11 protein-coding genes and 2 pseudogenes are annotated in these 12780 nt (G+C 65.8%); 10 read left to right on the top strand and 3 right to left on the bottom strand.

All coding sequences use genetic code 11. The features are described 5' to 3' along the window. The first annotated feature begins 44 nt into the window (after positions 1-44). The 5 genes and pseudogenes from aroA to rpsA all read left to right on the top strand — a co-directional run bounded on the left by aroA (position 45) and on the right by rpsA (position 4260). Positions 45-1403: a 3-phosphoshikimate 1-carboxyvinyltransferase gene (aroA, locus tag EH240_RS15610; RefSeq protein ID WP_124999662.1), complete on the top strand. Its 1359-nt coding sequence runs from the start codon at positions 45-47 to the stop codon at positions 1401-1403. Continuing rightward, a pseudogene (locus EH240_RS40090) lies at positions 1400-1561 on the top strand (DUF6881 domain-containing protein); the annotation flags it as partial. The gene aroA and the pseudogene EH240_RS40090, both read left to right, overlap by 4 nt. Beyond that, positions 1516-1680 (top strand): annotated as a pseudogene (locus tag EH240_RS40085) (DUF6881 domain-containing protein); the annotation flags it as partial. The pseudogenes EH240_RS40090 and EH240_RS40085, both read left to right, overlap by 46 nt. 27 nt (positions 1681-1707) lie before the next feature. Next, entirely contained in the window at positions 1708-2358 is a 651-nt protein-coding gene (gene cmk / locus EH240_RS15605; RefSeq protein WP_124999660.1) for a (d)CMP kinase, read from the top strand. Positions 2359-2562: 204 nt separating this feature from the next. Then, positions 2563-4260 carry a 30S ribosomal protein S1 gene (gene rpsA, locus EH240_RS15600; protein WP_124999658.1) on the top strand — a complete coding sequence of 566 codons (1698 nt, stop codon included), beginning with the start codon at positions 2563-2565 and terminating at the stop codon, positions 4258-4260. 82 nt (positions 4261-4342) lie between these two features. Here rpsA and EH240_RS15595 read toward each other — a convergent pair whose 3' ends face one another. The 3 genes from EH240_RS15595 to EH240_RS15585 all read right to left on the bottom strand — a co-directional run bounded on the left by EH240_RS15595 (position 4343) and on the right by EH240_RS15585 (position 7745). Further along, positions 4343-5050 carry an SDR family NAD(P)-dependent oxidoreductase gene (locus EH240_RS15595; protein ID WP_124999656.1) on the bottom strand — a complete coding sequence of 236 codons (708 nt, stop codon included), beginning with the start codon at positions 5048-5050 and terminating at the stop codon, positions 4343-4345. A gap of 233 nt (positions 5051-5283) precedes the next feature. Further along, positions 5284-6900 carry a 5-guanidino-2-oxopentanoate decarboxylase gene (locus EH240_RS15590; RefSeq protein ID WP_124999654.1) on the bottom strand — a complete coding sequence of 539 codons (1617 nt, stop codon included), beginning with the start codon at positions 6898-6900 and terminating at the stop codon, positions 5284-5286. Then, positions 6897-7745, bottom strand: a complete 849-nt coding sequence (locus EH240_RS15585) for a dimethylarginine dimethylaminohydrolase family protein (RefSeq protein WP_124999790.1) — start codon at positions 7743-7745, stop codon at positions 6897-6899. The genes EH240_RS15590 and EH240_RS15585 overlap by 4 nt, the downstream gene beginning before the upstream one ends. Positions 7746-7961: 216 nt before the next feature. Here EH240_RS15585 and EH240_RS15580 point away from each other — a divergent pair, with 216 nt between their 5' ends. The 5 genes from EH240_RS15580 (at position 7962) to EH240_RS15560 (ending at position 12371) form a co-directional block, all read left to right on the top strand. Beyond that, complete coding sequence (locus tag EH240_RS15580; protein WP_124999652.1) at positions 7962-8774, top strand: ABC transporter ATP-binding protein; 813 nt, start codon at positions 7962-7964, stop codon at positions 8772-8774. 56 nt (positions 8775-8830) lie between these two features. Beyond that, positions 8831-9625: a transporter substrate-binding domain-containing protein gene (locus tag EH240_RS15575; protein WP_124999650.1), complete on the top strand. Its 795-nt coding sequence runs from the start codon at positions 8831-8833 to the stop codon at positions 9623-9625. Positions 9626-9818: 193 nt separating this feature from the next. Then, positions 9819-10484: an ABC transporter permease gene (locus tag EH240_RS15570; protein WP_167484034.1), complete on the top strand. Its 666-nt coding sequence runs from the start codon at positions 9819-9821 to the stop codon at positions 10482-10484. Next, positions 10484-11293 (top strand): ABC transporter permease, encoded by an 810-nt coding sequence (locus EH240_RS15565; RefSeq protein ID WP_124999646.1) that lies wholly within the window; start codon positions 10484-10486, stop codon positions 11291-11293. The genes EH240_RS15570 and EH240_RS15565 overlap by 1 nt, the downstream gene beginning before the upstream one ends. 76 nt (positions 11294-11369) lie before the next feature. After that, the gene (locus tag EH240_RS15560) at positions 11370-12371 is read left to right on the top strand and encodes an Ldh family oxidoreductase (RefSeq protein ID WP_124999644.1); all 1002 of its coding nucleotides are present in this window, start codon (positions 11370-11372) and stop codon (positions 12369-12371) included. Positions 12372-12780 lie beyond the last annotated feature (409 nt).

The raw sequence follows: 12780 nt of genomic DNA, 5'->3' as shown, positions 1-12780 counted from the left end.
TGACGAACCGAGCCGGCCAGCCGGCATTTCATTTGGACGACACGATGTCTCACTCCGCCGCCCCGAAACCGGCCACGGCCCGCAAATCAGACGCGTTGAGCGGCACGGCTCGGGTGCCCGGCGACAAGTCGATCTCGCACCGCTCCTTCATGTTCGGCGGCCTTGCCTCCGGCGAGACGCGCATCACCGGCCTGCTCGAGGGCGAGGACGTAATGCGCACCGGCGCGGCCATGAAGGCGATGGGCGCGCATGTCGAGAAGAAGGGCGCCGAATGGGTGATCCGCGGCACCGGCAACGGCGCGCTGCTGCGGCCGGAAGGCCCGCTCGACTTCGGCAATGCCGGCACCGGCTCGCGGCTGACCATGGGCCTGGTCGGCACCTACGACATGGAAACGACCTTTATCGGCGATGCGTCGCTTTCCGGCCGGCCGATGGGCCGGGTGCTGGAGCCGCTGCGCCAGATGGGCGTGCAGGTGCTGAACGCCGCGCCCGGCGACCGCATGCCGATCACGCTGCGCGGCCCCAAGCACGCCGCGCCCATCACCTACCGCGTGCCGATGGCCTCGGCGCAGGTGAAGTCGGCGGTGCTGCTTGCCGGCCTCAACACGCCCGGCATCACCACGGTGATCGAGCCGGTGATGACGCGCGACCACACCGAAAAGATGCTGAAAGGCTTTGGCGCGAACCTGAGCGTCGAGACTGACGAGCGCGGCGTGCGCCACATCTTCATCGAGGGCCAGGGCAAGCTCACCGGACAGACGATCGCGGTGCCGGGCGACCCCTCCTCGGCCGGCTTCCCGCTGGTGGCGGCGCTCATCGTGCCGGGCTCCGACATTGTGATCGAGAACGTGCTGATGAACCCGACCCGCACCGGGCTGCTTTTGACACTGCAGGAAATGGGCGGCCGCATCGATGTCCTCAACCCGCGCAATGCCGGCGGCGAGGATGTCGCCGACCTGCGCGTGCGCTCCTCTGATCTGAAGGGTGTTGCGGTGCCGCCGGAGCGCGCGCCTTCGATGATCGACGAATATCCGGTGCTGGCGGTCGCGGCGAGCTTCGCCGAGGGCGAGACGCTGATGCAGGGGCTGGAGGAATTGCGCGTCAAGGAATCCGACCGGCTGTCGGCGGTGGCCAATGGCCTGAAGCTCAACGGCGTCGACTGCACCGAGGGCGAAGCCTCGCTCGCCGTGCGCGGCAAGCCCGGCGGCAAGGGGCTCGGCGCTCACCCCAACGGGCCGGACACGGCGGTGAAGACCCATCTCGACCACCGCATCGCCATGAGCTTCCTCATCATGGGGCTGGCGACGGAGAAGCCGGTGACGATCGATGATGCCAGCATGATTGCGACGAGTTTTCCGGAATTCATGGGCCTGATGACGGGGCTGGGTGCGGAAATCGAGTGAGATACGTCTACGTCCATTGGAAACATGACATACCGGAGGAGCCATCCCACCTATGGTATGAGATTGCAGACGACAGCTTTCAGAACCGCACCATAGAGTTCTATGCCGACGGATCCGCTGGCTTCGCCATTCGTGGAAGCGCCATCACGGATCGGATGACATCGAGGTCGGAGGAACAAGAAATCCCATCGAAGGCTTTCCCGATATCGAAGAGATCATTGCTGATAGCCAGTTCGAGGCTTCCGAAGTCACAGCGGCAGAGTTTGAACGTCAGTGGAGCAAAGCGCTTGAGGCGAGACCTCGCATGACCCACACCTTCACCATCGCCATCGACGGACCGGCGGGCGCCGGCAAGGGCACGTTGGCCCGGCGGCTCGCCGACCACTACCGGCTGAACCTGCTCGACACCGGGCTCACCTATCGCGCCGTCGCCCACAAGCTGCTCGAGCTCGGCCTGCCGCTCGACAACGTCTCGGCGGCCGAAACCGCAGCGCGCCAGGTTGACCTCTCGAACCTAGACCGGGCAGTGCTGTCCGCGCATGCGGTGGGCGAGGCCGCATCGAAGGTCGCGGTCATCCCAACTGTCCGGCGCATCCTGGTCGAAAAGCAGCGCGAGTTCGCCAAGGCGCCGCCGGGCGCGGTGCTCGACGGCCGCGACATCGGCACGGTGGTTTGCCCGGACGCCGACATCAAGCTCTATGTGACGGCAAGTGCCGAGGTGCGGGCGATGCGCCGGCTGGCCGAGATCGAGAGCATGGGCGGCAGCGCCGATTTCGCCACGATCCTCACCGACATCGAGCGCCGCGACGAGCGCGACATGGGCCGCGCCGACTCGCCGCTCAAACCGGCAGCCGACGCGCACTTGCTTGATACCAGCGAAATGGCTATAGAAGCCGCGTTCCTTGCGGCCATGGCGATCATCGACGATGTCCTGGCCAAGAGAAGCAAGGCCTGAGCCGGGTTTTCCTAGGCTTCCGTTGCCGGAAGCGATGAAAATACCCATATCGGGCACGAACCAGCCTGCCAGCATTCTTCATGCGCCGGACTCGCCGCTCAGAAAGCGGCCAAGGGCTCTTCAGCCCGGAACGCCGGCAGGCTTACGCAACGCTAACCCACGGCGCCCGCTCCGCTTGTTGTGCGGAGCACTCCAGGAGAAACAATGTCAGCTGCAAATCCCTCTCGCGACGATTTCGCGAGCATGCTCGAAGAATCATTCACCGCCGGCCATTCCGGCGAAGGCCAGGTTGTCCGGGGCACGATCACCGCGATCGAAAAGGACATGGCCATCATCGATGTCGGCCTCAAGGTCGAAGGCCGCGTGCCGCTGAAGGAATTCGGCGTCAAGGGCAAGGACACGACGCTCAAGGTCGGCGACACGGTCGAGGTCTATGTCGAGCGCATCGAGAACGCGCTAGGCGAAGCCATGCTGTCGCGCGAGAAGGCTCGCCGCGAGGAGAGCTGGGTCCGCCTCGAGGAGAAGTTCACTAAGGGTGAGCGCGTCGAAGGCGTCATCTTCAACCAGGTCAAGGGCGGCTTCACCGTCGATCTCGACGGCGCCGTGGCGTTCCTGCCGCGCAGCCAGGTCGACATCCGTCCGATTCGCGACGTCTCGCCGCTGATGCACAACCCGCAGCCCTTCGAGATCCTCAAGATGGATCGCCGCCGCGGCAATATCGTGGTCTCGCGCCGCACCGTGCTCGAGGAGAGCCGCGCCGAACAGCGTTCGGAGATCGTGCAGAACCTCGAGGAAGGCCAGGTGGTCGAAGGCGTGGTCAAGAACATCACCGACTACGGTGCGTTCGTCGACCTCGGCGGTATCGACGGCCTGCTGCATGTCACCGACATGGCATGGCGCCGCGTCAACCATCCGACCGAGATCCTCAACATCGGCCAGACGGTCAAGGTGCAGATCATCCGCATCAACCAGGAAACCCACCGCATCTCGCTCGGCATGAAGCAGCTCGAGAGCGATCCGTGGTCGGATATCGGCACCAAGTTCCCGATCGGCAAGAAGATCAAGGGCACTGTCACCAACATCACCGATTACGGCGCATTCGTCGAGCTGGAGCCGGGCATCGAGGGCCTCATCCACGTTTCGGAAATGTCGTGGACGAAGAAGAACGTGCACCCCGGCAAGATCCTGTCGACGACGCAGGAAGTCGACGTGGTGGTGCTCGAGGTCGATCCGGCCAAGCGCCGCATCTCGCTCGGCCTCAAGCAGACGCTGGAGAACCCGTGGGAGGCCTTCGCGCGCAGCCACCCGGTCGGCAGCCAGGTCGAGGGCGAGGTCAAGAACAAGACCGAGTTCGGCCTGTTCATCGGCCTGGAAGGCGACGTGGACGGCATGGTCCACCTCTCCGACCTCGACTGGACCCGTCCGGGCGAGCAGGTCATCGAAGAGTACAATCGCGGCGACATGGTCAAGGCGCAGGTGCTCGACGTCGACATCGAGAAGGAGCGCATCTCGCTCGGCATCAAGCAGCTGGCCAAGGACACGGTCGGTGAAGCGGCAAGCAGCGGTGAGCTGCGCAAGAACGCCGTCGTCACCTGCGAGGTCATCGGCGTCAAGGATGGCGGTCTGGAAGTGCGGCTGGTCGAGAGCGGCCTCGAGACCTTCATCAAGCGTTCGGACCTTTCCCGCGACCGCGACGAGCAGCGCCCCGAGCGCTTCACCGTCGGTCAGAAGGTCGATGCCCGCGTCATCGCCTTCGACAAGAAGACCCGCAAGCTGCAGGTCTCGATCAAGGCGCTGGAAATCGCCGAGGAGAAGGAAGCGGTCGCCCAGTACGGCTCGACCGACTCCGGCGCCTCGCTGGGCGATATCCTGGGCGCGGCGCTGAAGAAGCAGGGCAACTAAGCCCGCTCTTCGCAGGACCAAACAAAAACCCCGCCGGATCGCTCCGGCGGGGTTTTTCTTTGTCCGATGTGCCGGCGGCTGCTCAGGCCCGGCCGTAAAGCGGCACCAGCGTGCCGCTCATCGCCTGGTTGGCGGGCGAGGCGAGATAGGCAATCGCCTCGGCGGCGGCTTCGAGGCTGACCCATTTGGTGAAATCGGCGTCCGGCATGTCGGCGCGGTTGGCAGGCGTGTCGAGCGTCGACGGCGCGACCGCATTGACCAGGATGCCCTTGTGCTTCAGCTCCTCGGCCATCGCCAGCGTCATGGCCGCAACGGCCGCCTTGCTGGCGGCATAGGCGACCATGCCGGAACCACGGCGCGGCTCGAGCCCGGCGCGCGCGCTGACGTTGACGATGCGGCCCGCCGTGCCCGATGCCAGCATGGAGCGCACCGCGGCGCGGCTGCAGAGGAAGGCGGTGCGGGCGTTGGTGTCCATCATCTCGGCAAAGGACGCCGACTCGATCTTCTCCACCGGCGCCGCGGTGAACCCGCCGGCGAGATGGATCGAGCCCCAGAGCCCGGGCACCTGATGGTAGAAGGCTTCGACCTTGGCGGAGTCCGAGAGGTCGACATTGTGGGCGAGATGGACGCTGGCGTGGGCTGCGTAGGGGAAATTCGGGGGGGCAGCCGCATGGGCATTGGGCACGTGGCAGATCGCACCCTGCTCCAGCAACCTGCCGACAACCGCGCCGCCGAGCGCCCCAGTGCCGCCCGTCACCACGACATGCCTGCCGTTAAGCGTTTCCGTCATATTTCGACCGCTCCTGTCATTTTTCTTATGGTTATGCCGCCCCAGGCTCGAACGTCGCGCCTTTCGCGTTGTCACTCAATTGAAATATCGACATGGCAGGCGTCCCGTCTTTGCATGCGTCAGGCCGCCGCGGAAGATCGCGCCGCCGCGTCTTGGATTGGACCGGATTCGTGCTCTGCGGGCCCGGCGCCGGCAATGTCGAGGGTCGGCAGATGCCTGCAGGCGCCAAGCCTTCAATCGACCGTGATTTCAACAACGCGCGGCTGCCCGGCCGCCCGCGCCCGCTTCAGCGCATCGGACAGGCCGCCGATGCCGGCCAGCCGCTCGGCCTCTATGCCGTAGGCCTCGGCGAGCTTGCAGAAATCCGGCGGCGCCGGCGACACGCCGACCGGCTCGACGCCGACATCGAGCATCGAGGTCTCGATCTCGCGATAACCGCGATTGTTCCAGACGACGAAGATCACCGGCGCCCCGGCATCGAGCGCCGCGCCCAGCTCCGGCAAGGTGAACTGGAAGCCGCCATCGCCGGTCAGGCAAACGACGGGCGCCTCGGGCACGGCAAGGGCGGCGCCTATCGCCGCCGGCGAGCCGTAGCCCAGCGCGCCGAAGCCGGTCGCGGCGTTGAACCAGCCGCCCGGACGGTCATGGTCGTAATAGAGGTTGGCGGCGTAGATCGGTTGCGTCGAGTCGCCGACGATGATGGCGCCGGGCAGCGTGTCGCGGATCGCCTCCACGGCGCGCACCTGCGCGACATAGGCCGGGCTCAGCTCGGCGAGCGCAGCCGCTCGCGTTGCTGCCGCGCGGGTCTCGCCGTCTTTCGCAGCGACATAAGCGGAGCCGAGTTCAGCCAGCAGGGCACCAAGCGCCTCGGCGCAATCGGCCTGGATGCCGACCGTCACCGGACGCCGCGCGAGTTGGTCGGCGCCGATGTCGATGCGGATCAGGTTGGGCGGCAGCACGAAGCCGCCGTCGCCATAGCCGTCATAGTCGGTCGGGCCGAATTCGGTGCCGGCGGCGATGACCAGATCGGCGTCCGCCATCAATGCCCGCACCGCCTTCAGGCTGGGGCTTGCCGGCACGCAGAGCGGATGGCCATGCAGCAGGCCGCGCGCATTGGCGGTCTCGATGACCGGCGCACCCAGCATTTCGGCGAAGCGCCTGAGCGCCGCATCGGCCTGTTTGGCGCCACCACCGGCGAGAATGAGCGGACGACGGGACGCTTTGATCAACCTCGCCGCTTCGGCGACCGCCGAAGCTGCGGGAGCGGGCGGCGCGGCATTGCTGAGGACGGCCGCAATATCGTCAGCGGGCTTCACCATGACGTCGGTCGGGATCTCGATATGGACCGGGCCCGGACGCGCGGACGAAAACCGCGCGAAGGCGCGGGCGAGCGCGCCTGGCAGTTGTCCGGCCTCGGTGATGCGCTCGGAGAACAGCGCCACCTTCTCCATCATGCCGCGCTGGTCCGGCAATTCGTGCAGGAAGCCGAGGCCCTTGCCCAACGTGTCGGTAGCGTTGACGCCGGAGATCACCAGCATCGGCACGGAATCGGCGCGCGCCTGGCCCATGGCGGTGATGGTGTTGGTGAGCCCCGGCCCGGTGATGACGAAGGCTACGCCCGGCCGTCCGCTGGCGCGCGCATAGCCGTCGGCCATGAAGCCGGCGCCCTGCTCGTGGCGCGGCGTGACGTGGCGGATGTTCGAGCGCGCCAGGCCGCGATAGAGCTCGACCGTATGCACACCCGGAATGCCGAAGACGGTGTCGACGCCATGCGCCTCGAGCAAGGTGATGAGCGCTTCGCCGACCGTGGTCCCGAAGGTCGTCGCAGGGGTTGTCCCAAGCGCGGTCATTGGCGCAGCACCGGGCGCGTCAGGCAGGTCGGGCCGCCCTCGCAGGCGATGCAGAGCGCGTCCGCCGCGAAGGTCGAGACCGTGCAGCCGGCGGCCTCCATGGCGGCGGCCGTCTTCGGGAAGCCGGCGACGGCGATCACCTGATGCGGCGCGGTCGGCAGCACGTTGAGGCTGAGGCCATTGGAGGCGAAGAACTCGTCGGCGTCGCCCTCGACCAGCCTGATGCCGCGTGCCCGCAGCATCTGGTAGAAGGGCGCCGGCAGAAGCGGCGCGTAGACCAGCGCTAAATCATCGGCCAGCGGGCTGATCACCGACATCAGATGCAGGCAGGCCTCCTCGCCATGCCAGAGCGGCAGGTCGAAGCCGTAGACCTGGATGCCTTTCGGCGTCAGCAGATTGGCGAGCTGCTGGATGCCGTCCTGGTTGGTGCGCACGCCGCGGCCGACGGCAAGCGTCGTCTTGTCCACCCACACACAGTCGCCGCCCTCGACCTGGCCCGGATGCTGGATGCGGCCGAGGACCGGCACGCCCATGCGCTCATAGGCCTTCTCGTGCAAAGCCGGCTCCGAGTGGCGCAGCGCCTTGCCCATGGCAAGAATGATCGCGCCATGGTCGGTCATCAGCGAAGGATCGTGGGTGAAGACGGAATCGGCCAGCCCGTCATCGGCATCGGTCAGCCATTCGATCTCGGCGCCCGAGGCGGCGACCAGTCGCGTCAGCGCATCGTGCTGGGCGGCCGCCTTGTCCGGGTCGAAGCCAGCACCGTAATGCCATTCCTGCGGTTTGGCGTGACGCATGGCGCTTTCGGCCGAACGCATCAGCACGCGCTTCAGCCGCCCGGCCATCGACTGCGATCCGAATGCTTTGTCCACCAAATTCTCCAGAGTTCTCCCGTCGCCAGCCAATAGCCAGTCAGGCAGCCGTGATCAATGGTCCAAAAACCGTGGTTGACGGAGGCAAGCGGAACGGTCCATCTTGCGAACGGGAACTTATGTTTCGTGACGGGTAATGGGTAAAAAATTCCAGCAGCGACGAGTCCTCCGCGGAGCAGGGCGCGCATAATGGCGCAGGCTACAGCTCTCGCTGAGAAGCACAAGGCGCCGGACGGCGCCGCCGAAGCCATCCATGTCGAGAACCTGCACAAGAAGTTCGGCCAGCTGCACGTGCTGAAGGGTGTTTCGCTGTCGGCGCGCGACGGCGAGGTGATCGCCATCATCGGCGGCTCGGGCTCCGGCAAGTCGACGCTGCTGCGCTGCATCAACTGCCTGGAGAACCCGACCAGCGGCATCATCCGCGTCAATGGCGAGGAGATCAAGCTGAAGGCCGACAGCCACGGCCACACGGTTCCCGCCGACCGCAAGCAGATCGAGCGCATCCGCTCCAAGCTCGGCATGGTGTTCCAGAACTTCAACCTGTGGAGCCACATGACGCTGATCGAGAACGTCATCGAGGTTCCGGTGCATGTGCTCGGCGTCAAGCGCGACGAGGCGATCGCCCAGGCCGAGAAGCTGCTTGCCCGCGTCGGCCTCGCCGAAAAACGCGACGTCTATCCGGCATTCCTCTCGGGCGGCCAGCAGCAGCGCGCCGCGATCGCCCGGGCGCTCGCGATCAATCCGCGCGTCATGCTGTTCGACGAGCCGACTTCGGCGCTCGATCCGGAGCTGGTCGGCGAGGTGCTGAAGGTGATCGGCGACCTGGCGCGCGAGGGGCGCACCATGGTTCTGGTCACGCATGAAATGAAGTTTGCCCGCGAGGTCGCGACGCATGTCGTCTACCTCTATAACGGGCTGGTCGAGGAAGAAGGACCGCCGGAACAGCTGTTCGGCGCGCCCAAATCCGAAAGGCTCAAGCAATTCCTCCGCAACGTCGGCTAGAGCCGGCGTCAAGCGGGCGAAAAAACCGGGAACAACAACAAACTGGGAGTCCTGACATGAAGACTGTTCTCAAGACATTTGCCGCGGCGCTGCTCTTCGGCGTCGCCGCCATCGGCGTGGCCAAGGCCGATCAGGTCAAGATCGGCGTCGCCGCCGAGCCTTATCCACCCTTCACCTCGCCGGACGCCAGCGGCAAGTGGGTCGGCTGGGAGATCGACTTCATCGACGCCGTCTGCGCCGAGGAGAAGCTCGACTGCGTCATCACCCCTGTTGCCTGGGACGGCATCATTCCGGCGCTGACCACCAAGAAGATCGACCTCATCGTTTCCTCGATGTCGATCACCGACGAACGCAAGAAGACGATCGACTTCTCGGATAAGTACTATAACACGCTGCCTGCGATCATCGGCCCGAAGGACCAGAAGTTCGGCTCCTCGCCGGACGACCTCAAGGGCAAGGTCATTGGCGTCCAGGTGTCGACCACACACGCCGTCTACGCCAAGAAGCACTTCACTGGGGCGCAGGAAATCAAGGAATACCAGACACAGGACGAAGCAAACCAGGATCTGGCCGCCGGCCGGCTCGATGCGGTGCAGGCGGATTCCATCGCACTTGTTGAATACCTCAAGAGCGACCAGGGCAAGGCCTGCTGCGATCTCAAGGGGATGGTGGCGCCGGACGACGAGGTGCTGGGACCAGGCATCGGCGCCGGCGTACGCAAGGAAGACACCGCGCTGAAGGAAAAGATCAACGCCGGCATCAAGGCGATCCGCGCCAGCGGCAAGTATGACGAGATCACGAAGAAATACTTCGATTTCGACATCTACGGCGGCCCTTCGCAGTCGAACTGACGCTCCCAGGGGAATAACGAGCATGGCGCCGGTGCCATGCTCCAACCTTGCCACGCATGCCTGCCGCTGAACGCCGCGTCAGCGGTTTGCCAGCAATTCGGGGGCGAAGCTGATCAATGCCTTTCTTCCGGCCTCGGCGGCCGGCATCATCGAACTCCTGTCGCCCGTGCCGCCGGGCTGGGGTGGCACCCTGCTGGTCGGGCTGCTGCATTCGATCGAGATCGCCATCGGCGCCACCTGCCTTGGCCTGCTGATCGGCACCGGCGGCGCCTTCGGCAAGCTCTATGGCGGTCCGGTGACGCGCGACCTGCTTGCGGTCTACACGACCGTGGTCCGCGCCGTGCCGGAACTGGTGCTGATCCTGCTGCTCTATTATGCCGGCACCGACCTGATCAACCAGGTGCTGGCGGCGATGGGCTACCAGCGCGTCGACATCAGTGGGCTGGCGGCCGGCATCTTCGTTCTCGGCGTCGTCCAGGGCGCCTATTCGACCGAAGTCATCCGCGGCGCCATCCTGTCCATCCCGCAGGGTCAAATTGAAGCTGCCCGCGCCTATGGCATGTCGCCGGGCCTGATGCTGAGGCGCATAACGCTACCGGCGATGCTGCCCTTCGCCATTCCAGGTCTCGCCAATCTCTGGCTGATCGCCACCAAGGACACCGCCCTGCTTGCCGTCGTCGGATTCTTCGAGCTGACGCTTGCGACGCGGCAGGCAGCAGGCGTCACCAAGGCCTACCTGGTTTTCTTCCTCGCCGCAGGCGCGCTCTATCTCGCTTTGTCGCTGTTCTCGAACCTGATCATCGGCCGCGTCGAGGCCCGGTCCAGGCGCGGCATGCCTTCGGTCAAGGAGGCGCGCTGATGACCGGTGAGACCGCCGTGATCAACGTCGCGGCGCGCGCCTCGCTGTGGCTGCGGCCACACCGCATCGTGCTCGTCCTTATCGCGCTGGCGCTGGTCCTGTTCGCCGCCTTCTTCATGCGCTGGGATTGGCTGCCGCAATATTGGGAAATGGGCCTGCTTGGAATCTGGCGGTCGCTGTGGATCCTCGCCGTCACCTGCGCGCTGGGCTTTATGCTAGCCGTGCCGCTCGGCCTGGCGCAGGCCGGCGGGCCGTTCTGGTTCGCCGTGCCGGCCAAGGTCTTCTGCACCATCATCCGCGGGACGCCGCTGCTCCTGCAGCTCTGGCTGCTCTATTACGGCCTGGGCTCGCTCTTCCCGCAATATCCGTGGATACGCGGGTCGTGGATGTGGCCGTATCTAAGGCAAGCCTGGCCCTATGGCGTGCTGGCGCTGACCTTGTCCTTCGCCGGCTATGAGGGCGAGGTGATGCGCGGCGCCTTCGCCGGTGTCCCCAAGGGGCAGTTGGAAGCCGCCCGGGCCTTCGGCATGAGCCGCTTCAAAATCTTCCGCCGCATCTGGCTGCCGCAGGCCTTCTACCGCGCGCTGCCGACGCTGACCGGCGAAACCGTGCTGCAGCTCAAGTCGACGCCGCTGGTGGCGACGATCAGCGTCATCGACATCTTCGCCGTCTCCTCCAAGGTGCGGCAGGACACCTACCTGACCTACGAACCCTTGCTGCTCCTGGCGCTGATCTATATGTCGGTCACCGGCATTCTCGTCCTCGCCTTCAGCCGGATCGAGGCGCGGATTCCGGTCAAGATCGGGTAGAAGCGAATAGCGAACGGCTCGTTGCTTTCCCTACTCGCTACTCCCTATTCGCTATTCGCTTAGGAACCAAATCGCCATGCAACTCACTCTCGACCAGGCGACAGGGCTGTGCCGGATGGCGGCATTGGGCGCCGGCGCCAATGAGGAGGCGGCGCGGTCGCTCGCCGCCTCGATCGTCGCGGCCGAGGCCGAAGGGCTTTCCACGGTCGGGCTGTCGCATTTGATCGATTATCTCGAAGCGCTGGAAGCGGGCCGCATCGACGGCAATGCCGATCCGGTCATCACCAGGCCGGCGCTGGCCATCTATCTCTCGGACGCACGCGGCGGGCTTGCCCATACCGGCTTCGACCGCACGATCGATGATCTCGCCAAGGCGGCAAGGCTGTTCGGCGTCGCCATCTTCTCGCAGAAGAACGCCTATACCTGCGGGGCGCTCGGCTATTTCACCGGGCGGTTGGCCGGACAGGGTCTGGTCTCCTTCGCCGCCACCAACGGGCCGGCGGTGCTTGCCGGCTCCGGTTCGGTCAAGCCGGTCTACTGCACCAATCCGATGTCCTTTGCCGCGCCGGCCGCCGACGGGCCGCCGCTGGTCATCGATCAGTCGTCGAGCGCCACCGCCTTCGTCAACATCCGCAAGGCAGCGGAAGACGGCAGGAAGATCCCCGAGGGCTGGGCGCTCGACGCCAGCGGCAATCCGACCACCGACCCGGCGGCGGCGATGAAGGGCGCGATGCTCGCCTTCGGCGGCCAGCGCGGCGCCAACATCGCGCTGATGGTCGAGGTGCTGGCGGCAGGTATTTCCGGCGCCAACTGGTCGCTCGACGCGCCCTGGTTCAGCGGCGGGCCGGACAGTCCCGGAACCGGGCTCTTCGTGCTCGCCGTCGAGCCCAAGCTGCTCGACCCGGACTTCGAACGCCGCATGAAGGACCAGCTTGACCGGCTGCGGCGGCGCTACGGCGTGCATATTCCTGGCCGCGCTCGGGCCGACGCCGCCGAGAAAGCGAGCGCCCGCGGCATCGACGTGCCGAAGGCGGTCGTGCAGCGCATTTCCGAATTCGCCGAGCGCTATTCGGCCTGACCAAGACACGGCACAAGACTCGGCGTTTCTTCACGAGCCTCCTGAACCTTTTCCCATTCTGCACCGACCCATCACCGGCACCCCACATCGCAAGCCGCAAAGGGTGGCTTGGGTCGCGGCTTGCGGTTGGCGGCGCCGCGCCGGGCATCCAGGGCCGGGGCGGGCGTGCTTGCTTCACGCCGCCTTGATGCCGTCTCAGGTCAGGCCGCCTCGTTGACCCTGTTTCGGCGCGAGCACTGCCCGGAGAACCCCGCTTCGGCGGGGTTTTCTGTTCGCTGCGGCAATCGCGCTTTTGGTCACGGTATGGCGGCAACCGGCATTCGGTCGACGCACGTGTCGGCAAGGCCTTCCAAGCGGAGCAAAAACCAGGCGGCGGCGACCTCCGGTCGCTCTTTGCCTTTGACGCGAA

The sequence above is a fragment of the Mesorhizobium tamadayense genome, assembly GCF_003863365.1.
Lineage (GTDB): Bacteria > Pseudomonadota > Alphaproteobacteria > Rhizobiales > Rhizobiaceae > Mesorhizobium > Mesorhizobium tamadayense.
This window is presented reverse-complemented; position numbering and strand designations above follow the sequence as displayed.